Raw genomic sequence first — 16215 nt, 5'->3', positions numbered from 1 at the left:
TCGGGCCTCAGCCTTCCTGGTCGGCCAGGGCGCGGGCCAGTTGGCTCAGCGCTTCCTGGTGACGTTCGTCGGAAATCTGGCTGAAGTTGCGGGCCAGTTCCAGGCACATGCGCTGGCGCGGGCTGAGGCCGGGGGCCTCCGGCTCCTGCTGGCCGGCCAGGCCTTCGAAGAAGAAGCTGATCGGCACGCCCAGGACCTGGGAAATCTCGAACAGGCGCCCGGCCGAGATGCGGTTGATGCCGCGTTCGTACTTGTGGGCCTGCTGGTAGGTGACGCCGATCATGTCGGCCATCTGCTGCTGCGACAGACCCATCATGATGCGCCGTTCGCGGATGCGCCGGCCGACGTGGCGGTCGGTCCGGCTGGCGCGATCAAGGGGATCGCTGCTGTCGTCGCTTTCCAGGCTGTTGACCGGGACCAGTTTGTCGGAAAACACGGTGTTCATGGTGGTGGAATCCACGAAAATATCCCCACTGAGAACGGGACTGCGTGAAGCTGGATCACGGATGAACCGGGTCACGGGGCGGCTGGGAGGGGGCCGCGTCGGGACCGAAGAAACAAGCCGGCCCATCCATCGGGGAGGGGCGAAAAGCACGGCGGGGCGGGGAAGCCCCGGCGGGAGGTGACCTCGACCAACCCGTGCCGCCGAAAGGGGGGAGCGAAAGGGGGGAGGGTGAACCACCCGATCCGCTCCAACGGTTGAGCGGGTGGGCAACGCCCACGGGCGTCCACTGCCCTTCGTCGGCCGCGACTGGTCGCGCTCTACGTAACGGCTTCCTGTGGTGGTCGCAACGAAAATGTGGCTTTGCCAAAATAAACGGCGGTTACCGTGCCACAAACCACCAAGGCCATGCAACTGTTCCGTATGATCCGGCGAGTACTGTTCGAGGTCTTGGCGAGGCCGCAACCTTGGATGGGTGTTGATCCGTTATCCGGCGCCTTGTGGTTCGCCATGATCCGAATGCTTCGAGGCCTTGCGGCGCTGGTCGGGGCCGGCGGGGGCCTTCCCGCCAGGGGCGCGACGGCGTGGCGCGGGAGGCGATTCAGCCTTTGTGCGCCGGTGGTGGGGTGCGCTATAACCCGGCCACGTTTTATTTACGTCAAGGTCTTTCAAGGAAAGCGTCGTTCCGCATGTCCCAGTCCCCGCCGCGACCCAACAGCTATCGCGCCGGTCCCGACGAGCAGGGCCACTTCGGCCTGTTCGGGGGCCGCTTCGTGGCCGAGACCCTGATGCCCTGCATCCTGGAAGTGGAGAAGGCGTGGGCCGAGGCCGGCGCCGATCCGGCCTTCAAGGCCGAGCTCGACCACTATCTGGCGCACTATGTGGGGCGGCCCAGCCCGCTCTATTTCGCGGCCCGCAGCACGGCCGAGCTGGGCGGGGCGAAAATCTACCTGAAGCGCGAGGACCTGAACCACACCGGGGCCCACAAGATCAACAACTGCATGGGCCAGATCCTGCTCGCCCGGCGCATGGGCAAGCAGCGCATCATCGCCGAGACCGGGGCCGGCCAGCACGGCGTCGCCACGGCCACGGTGTGTGCCCTGTTCGGGCTGAAATGCGTCATCTACATGGGCGCCACCGACATCGCCCGTCAGGCCCCCAACGTGTTCCGGATGAAGCTGCTGGGGGCCGAGGTCAAGCCGGTGACCAGCGGCGCCGGCACCCTGAAGGACGCCATGAACGACGCCCTGCGCGACTGGGTGGCCAACGTCGACGACACCTACTACCTGATCGGCACGGCGGCCGGGCCGCACCCCTATCCGGCCATGGTGCGCGATCTTCAGTGCGTCATCGGCGAGGAGACCCGGGGCCAGATCATGGAGGCCGAGGGGCGCCTGCCGGACAGTCTGGTCGCCTGCATCGGCGGGGGCTCCAACGCCATCGGCTTCTTCCATCCCTTCCTCGATGAGCCCGGGATCGACATCGTCGGCATCGAGGCGGCCGGCCACGGCATCGAGAGCGGCAAGCACGCCGCCTCCATGGCCGGCGGGGCGCCCGGGGTGCTGCACGGCAACCGCACCTATCTGCTGCAGGACTCCGAGGGCCAGATCACCGAGGCCCACTCCATCTCGGCCGGGCTGGACTATCCCGGAGTCGGCCCGGAACACGCCTGGCTGAAGGAGCAGGGGCGGGTGCGCTACGTGCCGGTCACCGACACCCAGGCCCTGGAGGCCTTCCAGACGCTGACCCGCTGGGAGGGCATCATCCCGGCCCTGGAAAGCGCCCACGCCCTGGCCCACGCCTTCCAGGCGGCGCCCGACCTGCCGGGCGACCACGTCATGGTGGTCAACCTGTCGGGGCGCGGCGACAAGGACGTGGCGACGGTGGCCGAGCACCTTGGCAACGCGGAGGTGTCGTCATGACCGCCCACCCCAGCGACGACCGGCTGGCCCGGCGCTTCGCCGACCTCAAGGCGGCCGGGCGCGGCGGCCTGGTGGTCTACGTGATGGCCCACGACCCGGACGCCGCCACCGCCCAGGCCATCCTCGACGGCCTGCCCGCCGCCGGGGCCGACATCATCGAGCTGGGCCTGCCCTTCTCCGATCCCATGGCCGACGGCCCGGCCATCCAGTTGGCCGGCCAGCGCGCCCTGGCCGCCGGCGGCTCGCTCAAGGGGGCGCTCGACGCCCTGGCCCGCTTCCGGGAGACCGACTCCGAAACCCCGGTCATCCTGATGGGCTACTACAACCCGATCTACCGCATGGGCCCGGAAACCTTCGCCGCCCGCGCCGCCGAGGCCGGGGCCGACGGGCTGATCTGCGTCGACCTGCCGCCGGAAGAGGCGGCCGAGCTGGCCGACCCGCTCAGGGCCCACGGCCTGCACCTGATCATGCTGGCCGCCCCGACCACCGACGAGGCTCGCCTGCCGGCGGTGCTGCGGCGGGCCAGCGGCTTCCTCTACTACGTCTCCATCACCGGCATCACCGGCACCCGCTCGGCCGACGCCGAGACGGTGGCCTGTGCCGTCGAGCGCCTGAAGGCCGCCGCCGACCTGCCGGTGGCGGTCGGCTTCGGCATCAAGACGCCCGAGCAGGCGGCGACCATGGCCGGCCTCGCCGACGCCGCGGTGGTCGGCTCGGCGGTGGTCTCCGAGTTGGCCGGCAGCCTCGACGCCGAGGGCCGCGCCGGCCCCCACACCGTGTCCCGGGTCCACGCCCTGGTCGGCCGGCTGGCCGCCGGGGTGCGCGGCGACCCGCCGTCTGGCCAATCCTAACCCACCCCGCCCCCCAGAAGGTCCCCGTCAGGAGCCCACCCCCACCGATGAACTGGCTGACCAACCTCGTCCGCCCCAAGTTCCAGCAACTGGTCCGCACCCGCGACGTGCCGGACAACCTGTGGACCAAGTGCCCCGCCTGCGGGCACATGATCTTCCACAAGGAACTGGACAAGAACGCCCGCCTGTGCAGCCACTGCGGCCACCACATGCGCCTGCCGGTGGAGCGGCGTCTGGCCATGCTGTTCGACAACGGCGAGTTCGAACGCATCGAGCTGCCCAAGGTGCCGCTCGACCCGCTGAAGTTCCGCGACGAGAAGCGCTACACCGACCGCCTGAAGGACGCCCAGTCGAAGACCGGCGAGAAGGACGCCATCATCGTCGCCCACGGCCGCATGGGCGGCATCAACACCGTGGTCGCGGCCTTCAATTTCGCCTTCATGGGCGGCTCCATGGGGCCGGCGGTGGGCGAGGGGCTGGTCGCCGCCGCCGAGTTGGCGGTGTTGCAGGAGGCGCCGCTGATCGTCATCCCGGCTTCCGGCGGGGCGCGCATGCAGGAGGGCATCCTGTCGCTGATGCAGATGCCGCGCACCACCATCGCGGTCGACAAGGTGAAGGAAAAGGGCCTGCCCTACTTCGTGCTGCTGACCGACCCGACCACCGGCGGCGTCTCGGCCAGCTTCGCCATGCTGGGCGACGTCACCCTGGCCGAGCCCGGCGCGGTGATCGGCTTCGCCGGGGCGCGGGTGATCGAAACCACCATCCGCGAGACCCTGCCCGAAGGATTCCAGCGGGCCGAGTACCTGCTCGACCACGGCATGGTCGACATGGTGGTGCCGCGCCACGAGGTGCGCGACACCCTGATCCGCCTGATCGACCTTCTGATGAACCCCAGGCAGTCGGCCATCGTGCTGCCCCTGCCGGCCCCCGGGCGGCCCGATGGCGCGCCCGAGGTGCCGCCGCCGCCCGGGCCCGGCGTCCAGCCGCCGCCGCCGGCCGAGGCGGCCGGCCCCGAGCCGACCTCCGGCGGCTGACCCGGCCCGCGCCAAGGACCCCGACGCCCATGCCGCCGTCCCAGGCCAGCGACCCGGTGCTGGCCCGCCTGCTCGACCTGCATCCCAAGCTGATCGACCTGACCCTGGGCCGCATCGAGACCCTGCTGGCCGACCTGGGCGATCCCCACCTGAAGCTGCCCGGGGCGGTGGTCCATGTCGCCGGGACCAACGGCAAGGGCAGCGTGATCGCCTTCATGCGGGCCATGCTGGAGGCGGCGGGCCTGACCGTGCACGTCTACACCTCGCCCCATCTGGTGCGCTTCGCCGAGCGCATCCGGGTGGCCGGGCGGATCATCGGCGAGGCCGAGCTGACCGCCCTGCTGGAAGAGGTGGAAGCGGCCAACGCCGGACGGCCCATCACCTTTTTCGAGATCACCACGGCGGCCGCCTTCCTCGCCTTCTCGCGCGTTCCGGCCGATGTGGTGCTGCTGGAAACCGGCCTCGGCGGGCGGCTGGACGCCACCAACGTGGTCCGCCGGCCGGCCCTGACCCTCCTCACCCCGGTTTCCATGGACCACGAAAGCTACCTCGGTGGGCGCATCGAAAGCATCGCCGCCGAGAAGGCCGGCATCCTCAAGCCCGGGGTGGGCGTGGTGGTGGCCCGCCAGCCGCGCAAGGCGGCCCGGGTGATCGAGCTGAAATCGCTGGAAATGGGCTGCCCCACCTGGCGCGAGGGCAGCGAGTGGTTCGTGCGCACCCGACCCGCCCCCCAAGGTGGGCTGGTTCTGGAAACCATCGCTCAGGACGGCGCCCGATGCGCCGCTCCGCCGCTGCCCCTGCCGGCGCTGCCGGGGCCGCACCAGCTCCACAACGCCGGCCTCGCCCTGGCGGCGCTGGAGCACCTGAAGGGGGTTTCCGTCAGTCCCGAGGCGCGGGCCGAGGGGCTGAGGGCCGCCAACTGGCCCGGCCGCCTGCACCGCCTGACCCGCGGGCCGTTGGTCGAGAGCCTGCCCGACGGCTGGGAGCTGTGGCTCGATGGCGGCCACAACCCGGCCGCCGGTCAGGCCCTGGCCGCCCAGGCCCGGCTGTGGCGCGACCGGCCGCTCAGCCTGATCGTCGGCATGCTGAAGGACAAGAAGGCGGACGGCTTCCTGAGGCCGCTGGCCCCGGCGCTGCGCCACCTGCGCGCCATCCCCATGCCCAACCCGGATCATGCGGGCCAGCCGACCGCCGAGCTGGTCGCCCACGCCCGCGCCGCCCAGGCCCTGGACGCCGCCGAGGCGCCGGACCTGGCCGCCGCGCTGGCCGACATCCAGCGCCACGCCGGCCCGACTCCGCACCGGGTGCTGATCGCCGGCTCGTTGTATCTGGCCGGGCACGTGCTGGAAAACCACGCCTGAGCAACTCTGGCGCCGGCACGACAAAAAAGAGGCACCGCCGGGGGCGGTGCCTCTTTGTATGGGTCAGGTGGCCGCTGGGCCGGGCGCCGTTCAGGCGGCCGACTTCATGGCGCTGTCCAGGGCACCCTTGTAGTGGCTGGTCAGCGGCTCGACGGTCTCGCGGAACAGCTCGGCCTGGACCTCGCTGATCTTCTTGCTCTGCTCGATCATCTGCTCCCAGGCGTCCTTGGACAGCTTGGTCTGCAGGGCCATCACGTCGGCCGCGGTCTTGCAGGAGGCCATCGCCTTGGAGGCCTCGACGGCGTCCTCGAAGCTCTTGCCGAAGAAGCCCATGGCTTCCTTGGTCATGGTCTCCATGGAGCCGGCCATGCGGCTGCTGCTCTTGACCATCAGGTCGAGGGTCTGCTTGTTGAACTGCAGGATGTCTTCGTAGGTCTTCATCATGATCGGAGTCCTTTTCTTGGCGATCGGCCGCCGGCGCGGGCGGCTCGGCACGGGATGGGGCTGCGGTGTGTGCCGGGCCCTGGGGCGGCGGCCGGATGGGAACCATGCGAGGCACCATGCGGGCGGCCATGTTCCGGTACGGGCATGTTGCAGTGCAGCAACCCTTATATGGGGACATCATACCAGCCCGCAAGCCGGGGTCAACGGCTTTTTTGTGCAGTGCAACATGAGTCCCCTCCGGGCCGCCGGGGTGACCTTGCATTGCCATCTAATCTGATGTATCAGATATCATCATAAACGTTAAAAACTGGAATATAGGGTGATCACCGGCCCCCAGATGCGCGCCGCCCGGGCCCTGCTCGGCATCGACCAGAAGACCCTGGCCGCCCGCGCCGGCCTCTCCCTGCCCACCATCCAGCGCATGGAAGCCAGTCCGGGCACCGTGCGCGGCGTGATCGACAGCCTGACCAAGGTGGTCGAGGCGCTGGAGGCCGGCGGCGTCGAGCTGATCGGCGAGGGGGCGGAGAGCCGGGCCTCGGGGCGCGGCGTGCGTCTGCGCGGCCCCGCCGCCTGATCCCGACTCCCTGTTCCGAATTCGCGGAGCCCCCCATGCCCCTGTCGTCCGATCCCGCCCGCGCTCCCTGGTGGCACCTGCTGGTGCCCAAGCTTTTCACCGTGCTGGCCCAGGGCTACCGGCTGGATGACCTGAAGGCCGACGCCCTGGCCGGCATGACCGTGGCGGTGGTCGCCATTCCCCTGGCCATGGCCCTGGCCATCGCCAGCGGCGCCACCCCCGACAAGGGGCTGCTGACGGTGGTGGTGGCCGGCTTCCTGATCTCGGCGCTGGGCGGCAGCCGCTTCCAGATTGGCGGGCCGACCGGGGCCTTCGTGGTGGTGGTCTTCAACGTCATTGCCCAGCACGGTTTCGACGGCCTGATCCTGGCCACCCTGATGGCCGGGGCGATGCTGGTGCTGGCCGGGCTGCTGCGCCTCGGCACCCTGATGAAGTACATCCCCGAGCCGGTGGTGGTCGGCTTCACCGCCGGCATCGCGGCGATCATCCTGCTCAGCCAGGTGAAGGACTTCTTCGGCCTGATGCCGGGCGAGTTGCCGGGCGACATCCTGGGCCGGTTGGGCGGGCTGTGGGCGGCCCGCGACACCCTGGACCTGCCGACCCTGGCGGTGGCCGGCGGCGGGCTGGCGGTGATCCTGCTGTTGCGCCGCTTCGGGCCCCGGGTGCCGGGCTTCCTGGTCTGCGTGGTCGCCGGCGGGCTGATGGTGTGGGGGCTCGACCTGCCGGTGGACACCGTGGGCAGCCGCTTCGGCTCGGTCGAGCTGGGGGTGCCCACGCCTACCTGGCCCGAGGTGTCGCTGGCCCGGCTGGCCGAGATGCTGCCCAGCGCCTTCACCATCGCCTTCCTGGCCGGTGTCGAGTCGCTGCTCTCGGCGGTGGTCGCCGACGGCATGACCGGGCGCCGCCATCGCGCCAACTGCGAGCTGGTGGCGCAAGGGGTGGCCAACTCGGCCTCGGCTCTGTTCGGCGGCCTGCCGGCGACCGGCGCCATCGCCCGCACGGTGACCAACATCCGCAGCGGCGGACGGACCCCGGTGGCCGGCATGCTGCATGCCCTGATCGTCATGGCGGCGGTGCTGCTGGCCGCCCCGCTGATCGCCCACGTGCCGCTGGCCAGCCTCGCCGCGGTGCTGGTGGTGGTGGCCTGGAACATGAGCGAGCTGGGCCGCATCCGCCAGTTGATGCGCGGGCCGTGGGGCGACCGCCTGACCCTGGTGGTGACCCTTGGCCTGACCGTGCTGGTCGACCTGACGGTGGCCATCGAAGTGGGGGTGGTGCTGGCCGCCCTGCTGTTCATGCACCGGATGAGCGAGCTGGTCGCCCTGAGCACCGGCGGCCCGATGATCGCCGAGGACGTGGACGATCTCTCCGGCCAGCCGCGCCCGCCCTACGTGGCCGGCGGCCTGCCCCCGGGGGTGGAGGCCTTCCGCCTCTCCGGGCCGCTGTTCTTCGGCGTGGCCAGCCGCATCGCCGACCTGCTGGACAGCATCGCCGGGCGGCCCCGGGTGTTCCTTTTGGGGCTCGACGGGGTGCCGATGATCGACGCTACCGGGGCCAGCAAGCTGGCCGACCTGGCCGCCAAGTGCCGGCGCCACGGCACCCGCCTGATCCTCACCGGCCTGGCCGACCAGCCGGCCCGCGTGCTGGCCGACATGGGGGTGCTGGAGCTGGCCGAAACGGCGCCCGATTTCGAGGCGGCGGTGGCCGGGCTGGGCGAGGGGTAGGGGAGGCGGCTTCGGGTGGGAGCCGGCTTGGCAACGGACCGAGAGCGCGTTGCCGGGCGCCGGCTCAGGCGCCGACGGCCACGGCTTGGAGGTGGGGGCGATGAGGCGCCGCCAGCCGGCCTGTGGTGCCCGCGTGGCGGGCCAGGATGGCGTCGAGTCTGGCCAGGACCTCGGGTTTGTGGGCGTTGGGATAAATCTCCAGCAACTCGATCCCCGCTTTTTGCAGGGCGCGTTTCTTGACGGCGTCCCGGGCCACGGCATCGGGGCTCAAATGGTGGCCGCTGCCGTGATACTCGATGGCGACCGCCGGGTTGCCGAAAGCATCGATGACAAGAAAGTCCACGCGCTTGCTGTTGTAGGAGCTGAAGGCGCGTTTTCTCTGCTTCTCCGTCGATGCTGCGTCGGAGGTTCCGATGAAGGCGCCGAGCCCAACCTCGGCGAGTATCCGCAACCCCTCTTGCCTGTTTTTCAGGTGCTGCTCGATGTACCTGAAGTGCTCGTATGATTCGCGGTTGATCGGTCTCTTGCGGTAAAGTTTGACCTCCTCGATGAATCGAAGCTGGTTGCCGGCGTCTGACAGGTCGTATCTTTTAAAGATACGCTTATTCTTCTGTTTCTTGACCTCCAGGCTGAGGGCGGTCGCGACGATTCCAACAGCAATACCAGTAATGAGGTCGAGCATAATTTCATCCCCGCGTCAAACAGGCCCTTGTTGCGCCCACTGAAGCCAAACTCGGGTTACGGGTAGCACGTAAGGATAGAGCGGGCCATATATCGAACCGCATAGAAATCTTGTTTTTCCCGCTTATGGGGTTTGCATGAATTCCCAGTGACTTGGCTGATCGACGGGGTTTGTGTTTTCATAAAATTTTCTGCTTTTCTTTTTCTGGCGGGGGGTCTGGCGCCTGCTTCGCTGCGGTGTTGTGCTTGCAGGCGGAAGGGGAAATGAGGGCACCCCCGCCAAGGAGCGCCCCATAACAAAAAGGGGGAGCCTTGCGGCTCCCCCCTCTCGTCTCGGGTCGGATGTACGGGCGTCGGATCAGACGCTGTAGTACATCTCGGCACAGGCCCCCATGGGCGTCGGAGAATCGCGGAAAACCTAGCGTTTCGCGCCACTGCGAACCAGTCGTGACCCACCCTTGCGCACACGACTGCTACACAGGGGCAACACCGATGCACGTCCAACGCCGAGGTGCGGTCTACTCATGGCGCCGCCGGGTGCCGTATACCTTGAGCACCCGATGGGGCCGACGGGAGATCGTCCGCTCTCTGCACACCACCAGCCGGGGAGAGGCGATGCGCCGCGCCCGGCTTCTGTCCATCACCGCCGACCGTCTGTTCGATCACCTGATGAGCCATCCTGAACTGACCCCCGACCAGATCGATGACCTCGCCCGCAAGTGGTTTGCTGAAGCGCTGCGGGATGAGGAGGATTTCCGCCTCTCTGCCCAGTCGGGAAAAGCGCTCTATGTGTGGCCCCGCGCTGGCGAAGACCCGGTCGATGCGGACCTTGAGCTTCTGAGCGAACTGGAGGCCGACTACCGAGAGGCCATCGCCTGCAACCAGTTCTCCAAGGTCGCCCGGGATGTGGAATGTCTTCTGGGAGAAGCTGGCAGAAGTGCGGAGCCGGGGTCTGACGTATATAAGCGTTTGTGCTTGGCCCTTCTGAGAGCGAACATTGAACTGTTTCGCATCTCCAAGGCCCGGCGGGTCGGCGACTACTCGTTGGAGCCGATTGACCCATTGTTCCGCCGGCAATCGGCGTCGGTTTCCTCCATGATGCCCGAGCCAGGGGATCAACGAGCCAAGTCCCTGCCGCTGGGCGACGTCCTGGAGGCCTACGAGGTGGCCCAGGTCCGCGATGGCAAGTGGCAGCCGACCACCCGCAGGAACGCCATCGGCAAGCTGCGCCTGTTCGTCGAAACCCTGGACGGCAAGCCCATCGACACCGTGACCCGGGACGACATTCGGGGCTGGCGGGAGGTGCTGGAGGAAGGGGAGCGCTCCAACAACACCATCCGCCACCATTTCAAGGTGGTCGCCGCCCTGTTCAACTGGGCGAAGCAGGAGGGCAAGGCCACCATCGACAATCCCACCGTGGGCCTGATGCCGCCCGCCGACGCTCCCAAGCGCGACGCCTTCTCGGCCGACGAATTGCGGCGGCTGTTTCATTCGCCCCTGTACACCGGTCACTGGCGGGCTGATCGGCGAGAGCGTCCTGGTTCGGTGCTGGTCAAGGACTACAAGTACTGGTTTCCGCTGATCAGCCTGCACACCGGGATGCGGGTCGAGGAAATCGCCAAGCTGCGGGTCGCGGATGTGCGGATGGAGGACGGGGTCTGGTGCTTTGACATTCTCAAGTCCAAGACCAAGGCCGGCGAACGGCTGGTGCCGATCCACCCCCGTCTGATCGATCTCGGCTTCCTGGAGCACGTGAAGGCCATCAAGCATGAGCGTCTGTGGCCGGAGTTGAAGCCCAACAGCGAGGGCAGCCACAGCCACCGCTTCGCCGTCTGGTTCCCCGGCTATCTGCGCATGATTGGCCTTGAGCGGGAAGGCGTGGTCTTCCACAGCTTCCGGCACACCTTCGTCTCCCGCCTGGAGGAAGCCGGCGTCGACACGGCCCGGATCGGTCGGATCGTCGGCCACAAGATCAACGGCATCACGGCGGGCACCTACGGCGGCAAGTTGTTCACCCCATCCAAGCGGCTGGAGTGTTTCAAGGACCTGGACTTCGGCGTTGATCTGACGCACCTCATGGGGCGGTAGGTGCCCGAGGGAAGACTAGCGCTCGCCGGGAGATAAGCTGTTGGAAGTCAGAGAGTTTTCTGTCGCCTCGCATGGGGCTTGTGTGCCAGCTTTGTGGCGTAGGGGGCAACGGTCGATCACTCCCAAAGGCTATCCCTTGAACATCTCGCGGCGATGTTGGCGTGGGCGCAATCCTAGTGGGGTTGGGAGGCCGTGATGGAGGGCGGGTCTCACGGAAGCAGGGCCTCCACAAGTCCTCGCCGTGGTCTTGGCGTCAATCAGTCGTACATGTCCCTTAAGCGAGCGGCCACGTCGGTCTCAATCTGAGCAAGGGCTTCCTTCCGCTCCTTGCATTTCGTGGCCCAAGGGCGGCCTGGGTGCAGCACGTCCCAGCGGGAGCGTTCTTGGTTATATCGCCCGCCCCCGGGATCATGGTTGCCAAAGCCATCCACCCACTTGTTCCAGAGTGGCACGAATCTTGAGATGAGCAGGCTTTCACCAAGCGGAATCCAAATGTCGTCCACTACGAGGAAGCGGCAAAAAAAAGTCTTCGATGTCGAGGTTTTCAGCTTGCTTAATGCTCTTGGCGTGGTCTTTGACGAGGCGGGTAAACAGGGCCGTGCCAGGGTCGAGTCCAAGGCCGATATCTCCTTTTCTGGCGCCCTTCGGAACTGCCTTGCCAACGTAGATCGGAAGTTCAAATTTTCCCTTCCGGTTTCGATTGGCGATGGGTGCGTAGATCGGGAATGCCCCAGTGTAGTAGAGGGCATAGATGCCGGCGCCATCGAAGTTCGTCAGAGTGCCGAGCGGATCGGGTTCGCTTTGTAGAAGCGCATCCGCCACGCTCTTGCCGAGGTTGCGTTTTGCAAGGGGGTTGTATGGTTCGGTCGAGCTCATGGCCGATACTATGCGCTTCTGTCTTGTTTGAGCTCTTGTTCCAAGCGGAGGGCAAGTTGTTCCGCAACACTGCTCGCCACGGTCTGTGCCAAGCGGACCGGTACGGCGTTGCCGAGTTGCCGCATGGTTTCGGACCACGCGCCATGGAACTTGTAGCCATCGGGAAACGTCTGCAAACGAGCGGCTTCTCGGACGCTGAAGTACCTGACGCTCCCATCGTCCAGCACCATCATGTTTTCCCCGCCGGGGACACCATGGACACCGGCCTTGAGGGCTTTGGAGGGCAAGTCGAGAGGACTTCCTGTATGGCCGGGATAGGCTCTGGCCCCTGGCTGGTATCTATGGTCGTGGAACAACTCCGATGTCTCGCGCGGGTCGGGCATATCGAGCAGGGCGTCACGAACGGTTCGCCAGGGCTTGCTTGAGCGAGTTGGGCGGTCGTTGCTGGTCCTGATGGCCTCGATTCTGCGTCGCAGGCGGAGTGGCGTGGGTGAGCGGTGGCGAGACGCGATACGGTGCCGATCCCAGTAGTCGCCGGTCACCCACTGGTCCTCAAGGAGCGCATCTAGACTGTGAGTCTCGGTGGGGAATGACCATTTGACCTCAAGGTCTTGACGGAAGCCAACGATGAATACGCGCTCCCGCTTTTGAGGGATGCCATAATCGGCTGCGTTGATGACACGGTGAACAACCTCGTAGGTCAGCCCGTCGCGCCGGCCTGAGGTCTTGGCTTCCTCCAGCCGCTTCAGATGGTTTTCGGCGTTGTCGCGTGGGCGGCGCACGATCTCCGGGAAGCTGAGTTGCAGGAGGATGTACTGAAAGTAGTTGGCAAAAGCCGACCGGGTCAGGCCACGGACATTCTCAAGAATGAAGGCTTTCGGCCGAAGGCGACGAACCACGTCCACGGTAACGGGGAACATGTCTCGGTCGTCGGCATTCGCGCGGTGTTTGCCTCCGAGGGAAAACGGTTGGCACGGTGGGCCTCCCGAAACCAAGTCGATCTTGTCTTCGAGGGTGTCGAAATCGAAATGTCGAACATCGCCCTCGAATAGCGGCCAGTCCTTCACGAGCGGGAAATCACGGGCGGCGTTCTCCCGCACCGTGTCGGCGGCCCAGCGGTCCCGCTCCACAACGGCCATTGGGGTGAAGCCGGCGAGGCCGACTCCCATGCCCAAGCCACCAGCTCCCGCGAAGAGTTCAACCGACTTGAACACGTCCCCCAACCTCCCTCGTTGATCCCAGGAACTGCCGAAGTTTCTCCTCCATCGCTCCTGTGTTCCCTATCTCGCATTCCCAAATAACCAGGAACTCCCAGCCCATCGCGATAAGCGCCGCTTGATTGCGGAGGTCGCGATCACGGTTGCCTTCCAGCTTCGTCACCCAGAACTCTACTCGAGATTTCGGCATTCGCGCCAAGGCGCATCCGGGGTGTCTGTGCCAAAAGCAGCCATGGACAAATATGGCCTTCTTCCTGCATCGGAATACTATATCTGGCCGGCCCGGTAAATCCTTGCCCTGAAGGCGGTATCGATAGCCCGAGCGATGGAGGACGCGCCGGACGGCCAACTCGGGTCGGGTGTCGCGAGCGCGAACGCGGCTCATTCGTTCTGATCGTTGAGAAGGGGTCAGAGTATCAGCCATCGATTCAGGCATTGGCCCCTTGGCTTCCGGGATGACTCTCGCGGTGAGCCAGGTCGGCGAGTGGGTGCGGGTGTTTCAGCGCGAAAATCTGAGCGCCTAAACCTACATGGGCAAGCGCCGATTTCCCCCGGTGGGGTGGGTCGGTTGGCGTTGGTGCTGGATGGTGACTTCCAACTCCCGCTCGCTCGCTCGCCTCTTGAGGCCGCCGTCTCAATGAGCCTTGCCCCAGCGAGTCGTCTCGGGATGCGGTCCAGGGTGTCTCATACACATTGCCTCTTGACTTTCGGGGCGGGTGGACTCATGCGTTTAAGACGTTGTGAGACACCTTGCCCCGGAGGCCCCCATGCTCGTCGGTTACGCCCGCACCTCAACCCTGGACCAGAAGGCCAGCATCGAAGCCCAGGCCCGCGATCTTCGCGCGGCGGGGTGCGATAAGCTGTTCAGCGAACAGGTCTCCTCGGTGGATGTCCCCAACCGGGAGCAGTTGGCCCAGGCTCTGGAGTTCATCCGCGAGGGTGACACCCTGGTGGTGACCAAGCTGGACCGGTTGGCCCGCTCGGTGAAGCATCTGCTGGAGATCACGGAGGCGATCCAGGCCAAGGGGGCCAGCCTTCGCATCCTGGACATGGGCATCGATACGGCCACCTCCACCGGCAAGCTGATGCTGACCGTGCTTGGCGGCATCGCGGAGTTTGAACGCGAGATCATGCTGGAGCGCCAGCGCGAGGGCATCGAGAAGGCCCGCCGCGAGGGCAAGTACAAGGGCCGCAAGGCCACGGCCCGGGCCAAGGAGACGGAGGTTCGCCGGCTCAAGGCCGAAGGCGTGGGAGCCACCGAGATCGCCCGGCGGCTGGAGATCGGGCGGGCCTCGGTCTACCGCATTCTTGACAATCCCGGCTCCAGCGCCTGATTACCCTCTCCCCTGGAAATTTCCTTCGTGCCTGTCTCTCCGGGGGCGGGTGCGGATTCTTCGCAGAGCGATCCCAATGAGCACCTGTCGCGTTCCTGGCTGCACGGCTCCGGTCACCCGCTGGGGCAGCCTGTGCAGCACCCACAAGAGCCGCCAGCGCCGCCACGGCCACCCCCAGCAAACCGGCGTCACCAAGGCTGAACTGGTCCCCTTCGTGGCCCTGGTTCGACAACGGAAGTCCCGCAACCCGGACAGCCCCCTGTGGGGCCAGATCGAGGCCCGCTGGGCCGCGCTGGTCGAGCACTGCCGGGGCGTGGTCGCCCAGGCCCTGGACGGTCGGGCCATGAACCGTCACCAGCGCCAGGCCTGTGTCGAGGTGGTCAGGATCGCCGATCATGTCGAGCCGTGGACGGTGATCGAAACCGCCCTGGCCCTGTACATGATGCAGGAGCATGACCACCGGCGCTTCCAGTCCGATGACGCCTTTCGGCACCAACTGAGCCGGCGTCTTCGTGGCCTGACGGACGTCAACGCGGGGAGTTGGTTCGATCACGGGTCAGGTCGGGTGAAGCGGGTCTACCGCGATCTTCCGGCCACCACCACGCTGACCATGGCGGCCATGCTGAACGAGGCGTTCGGCTTGCCTGGGCTGATGCTGGCCCGGCGGGAGGAAGAGGACGCGAGGAAGCGCCGGGATGAAGTTCATCAATTGGGCGAAGCTGTGAGGAACCTGACGTGACCGGGAAGGAAGCAAAAACGGTCGGCATTCCCGAGGCCGTGGCGAACGAGGAAGAAGAATGGTTGGCTTTTGAGCCGCTGGACTTGCTGGAGAAGTTGAAGGCCAGGGCCGAGCGGGAGCCAGAACCCGAGGTCCGGCCGGGTCGTCTGCCCTTGTCGGAAATCGAGCTTCACCCCGATCTGTTCCAGCCCCGAGGGATGGACGAACGGCACATCAGCGAGCTTCAGCGGGCCATCAAGGCCGGGGGGCGTCTCGATCCGCTTCTGGTGGCGCAGGTTGGGCGTTCGGTGATCCTGCTTGATGGTCATCATCGCGTGGCGGCCTACGAGTCGTCCGGTGTCACCAACGACATTCCGGTGGAGTACTTCAACGGCACCCTGGAACAGGCGGTGCTGGCGGCTGGACGGGCCAACAGCAAGGCCAAACTGCCGATGAGCACCCAGGAGCGGCAGAACTACGCGTGGCGTCTGGTGCTTCTCGGCAAGCATTCCAAGAAGCAGATCGCCAAGGCGTCGGGCGCCTCGGACGGCAGCATTGCCATCATGCGCCGGGTGAAGAGGGAACTGGGCGAGGAGGCGTTCGGCTTCAAGTTCTGGTTCGAGGCGATGAATGCCCACAAGGGCCTCAAGCGGGAGGAGTTGAGCGACGAGGATCGCGAGGCGCGTCTGGAGGTCCAGGCGGCGGACTATGCCGACCGGCTCTCAAGGGAGTTCAGCACCAAGCTCGCCACCAACCCCACGCTGGCCGCCCGAACCTTCGCCATCTACTTCGGTCGGAACCTGCCGGACCTAGTCCATGAACTCGGCTTGCTTGTCCCCGAGGAGGTGGACGGCGAGAACGACGACTTCTGATCCCCTGTGTAATCCTTACGGGGTGCATTTTGCACACCCTTGAGGCGGGCGCGGCCCAAATGGAAACCCCCGCCAGT

17 protein-coding genes are annotated in these 16215 nt (G+C 66.6%); 10 read left to right on the top strand and 7 right to left on the bottom strand.

Annotated elements, in window-relative coordinates; translation table 11 throughout:
* Positions 1–7: 7 nt before the first annotated feature.
* Positions 8–460: a helix-turn-helix domain-containing protein gene (locus tag BLR95_RS13185; protein WP_281241300.1), complete on the bottom strand. Its 453-nt coding sequence runs from the start codon at positions 458–460 to the stop codon at positions 8–10.
* Positions 461–1131: 671 nt separating this feature from the next.
* On the opposite strand from BLR95_RS13185, the gene trpB reads away from it, so the two are divergent.
* The 4 genes from trpB to BLR95_RS13165 are packed head-to-tail and all read left to right on the top strand — an operon-like array spanning position 1132 to position 5610.
* Positions 1132–2364, top strand: a complete 1233-nt coding sequence (gene trpB, locus BLR95_RS13180; protein WP_092621034.1) for a tryptophan synthase subunit beta — start codon at positions 1132–1134, stop codon at positions 2362–2364.
* Positions 2361–3215 carry a tryptophan synthase subunit alpha gene (trpA, locus tag BLR95_RS13175; RefSeq protein ID WP_092621031.1) on the top strand — a complete coding sequence of 285 codons (855 nt, stop codon included), beginning with the start codon at positions 2361–2363 and terminating at the stop codon, positions 3213–3215. The genes trpB and trpA overlap by 4 nt, the downstream gene beginning before the upstream one ends.
* A 47-nt stretch (positions 3216–3262) precedes the next feature.
* On the top strand, positions 3263–4249 hold the full coding sequence (gene accD / locus BLR95_RS13170; protein ID WP_092621028.1) for an acetyl-CoA carboxylase, carboxyltransferase subunit beta: 987 nt from the start codon (positions 3263–3265) through the stop codon (positions 4247–4249).
* Positions 4250–4278: 29 nt separating this feature from the next.
* On the top strand, positions 4279–5610 hold the full coding sequence (locus tag BLR95_RS13165) for a bifunctional folylpolyglutamate synthase/dihydrofolate synthase (RefSeq protein WP_092621025.1): 1332 nt from the start codon (positions 4279–4281) through the stop codon (positions 5608–5610).
* A 90-nt stretch (positions 5611–5700) separates the two neighbouring features.
* Here the strand turns inward: BLR95_RS13165 and BLR95_RS13160 are convergent, their stop codons facing one another.
* On the bottom strand, positions 5701–6054 hold the full coding sequence (locus BLR95_RS13160; protein ID WP_092621022.1) for a phasin family protein: 354 nt from the start codon (positions 6052–6054) through the stop codon (positions 5701–5703).
* A gap of 319 nt (positions 6055–6373) precedes the next feature.
* Here BLR95_RS13160 and BLR95_RS13155 point away from each other — a divergent pair, with 319 nt between their 5' ends.
* Both BLR95_RS13155 and BLR95_RS13150 read left to right on the top strand, forming a co-directional pair.
* Positions 6374–6628 carry a helix-turn-helix domain-containing protein gene (locus tag BLR95_RS13155; RefSeq protein ID WP_092621019.1) on the top strand — a complete coding sequence of 85 codons (255 nt, stop codon included), beginning with the start codon at positions 6374–6376 and terminating at the stop codon, positions 6626–6628.
* A 35-nt stretch (positions 6629–6663) separates the two neighbouring features.
* Positions 6664–8352: a SulP family inorganic anion transporter gene (locus BLR95_RS13150; protein ID WP_218119561.1), complete on the top strand. Its 1689-nt coding sequence runs from the start codon at positions 6664–6666 to the stop codon at positions 8350–8352.
* A 64-nt stretch (positions 8353–8416) separates the two neighbouring features.
* Here BLR95_RS13150 and BLR95_RS13145 read toward each other — a convergent pair whose 3' ends face one another.
* Positions 8417–9034 (bottom strand): DUF2726 domain-containing protein, encoded by a 618-nt coding sequence (locus BLR95_RS13145; RefSeq protein ID WP_092621016.1) that lies wholly within the window; start codon positions 9032–9034, stop codon positions 8417–8419.
* A gap of 341 nt (positions 9035–9375) precedes the next feature.
* Here BLR95_RS13145 and BLR95_RS13140 point away from each other — a divergent pair, with 341 nt between their 5' ends.
* Positions 9376–11121: a DUF6538 domain-containing protein gene (locus BLR95_RS13140; RefSeq protein WP_092621013.1), complete on the top strand. Its 1746-nt coding sequence runs from the start codon at positions 9376–9378 to the stop codon at positions 11119–11121.
* Positions 11122–11378: 257 nt separating this feature from the next.
* Here the strand turns inward: BLR95_RS13140 and BLR95_RS16335 are convergent, their stop codons facing one another.
* Genes BLR95_RS16335 through BLR95_RS13125 form a run of 4 tightly spaced genes read right to left on the bottom strand, consistent with a single transcriptional unit; the run spans position 11379 to position 13638 of the window.
* Positions 11379–11624: an Eco29kI family restriction endonuclease gene (locus BLR95_RS16335; RefSeq protein ID WP_218119560.1), complete on the bottom strand. Its 246-nt coding sequence runs from the start codon at positions 11622–11624 to the stop codon at positions 11379–11381.
* On the bottom strand, positions 11596–11997 hold the full coding sequence (locus tag BLR95_RS15930; protein WP_218119559.1) for an Eco29kI family restriction endonuclease: 402 nt from the start codon (positions 11995–11997) through the stop codon (positions 11596–11598). Before BLR95_RS15930 ends, BLR95_RS16335 begins: the two co-directional genes overlap by 29 nt.
* Positions 11998–12005: 8 nt before the next feature.
* Positions 12006–13211, bottom strand: a complete 1206-nt coding sequence (locus BLR95_RS13130; RefSeq protein WP_092621010.1) for a DNA cytosine methyltransferase — start codon at positions 13209–13211, stop codon at positions 12006–12008.
* Positions 13195–13638: a very short patch repair endonuclease gene (locus tag BLR95_RS13125; protein ID WP_092621100.1), complete on the bottom strand. Its 444-nt coding sequence runs from the start codon at positions 13636–13638 to the stop codon at positions 13195–13197. The genes BLR95_RS13130 and BLR95_RS13125 overlap by 17 nt, the downstream gene beginning before the upstream one ends.
* 343 nt (positions 13639–13981) lie before the next feature.
* On the opposite strand from BLR95_RS13125, the gene BLR95_RS13120 reads away from it, so the two are divergent.
* The 3 genes from BLR95_RS13120 (at position 13982) to BLR95_RS13110 (ending at position 16138) form a co-directional block, all read left to right on the top strand.
* Positions 13982–14548 carry a recombinase family protein gene (locus BLR95_RS13120; protein ID WP_092621007.1) on the top strand — a complete coding sequence of 189 codons (567 nt, stop codon included), beginning with the start codon at positions 13982–13984 and terminating at the stop codon, positions 14546–14548.
* Positions 14549–14624: 76 nt separating this feature from the next.
* The gene (locus BLR95_RS13115; protein ID WP_092621004.1) at positions 14625–15287 is read left to right on the top strand and encodes a hypothetical protein; all 663 of its coding nucleotides are present in this window, start codon (positions 14625–14627) and stop codon (positions 15285–15287) included.
* Entirely contained in the window at positions 15284–16138 is an 855-nt protein-coding gene (locus BLR95_RS13110; RefSeq protein ID WP_218119558.1) for a ParB/RepB/Spo0J family partition protein, read from the top strand. Before BLR95_RS13115 ends, BLR95_RS13110 begins: the two co-directional genes overlap by 4 nt.
* Positions 16139–16215 lie beyond the last annotated feature (77 nt).

This window comes from Roseospirillum parvum, from assembly GCF_900100455.1.
GTDB lineage: Bacteria > Pseudomonadota > Alphaproteobacteria > Rhodospirillales > Rhodospirillaceae > Roseospirillum > Roseospirillum parvum.
This window is presented reverse-complemented; position numbering and strand designations above follow the sequence as displayed.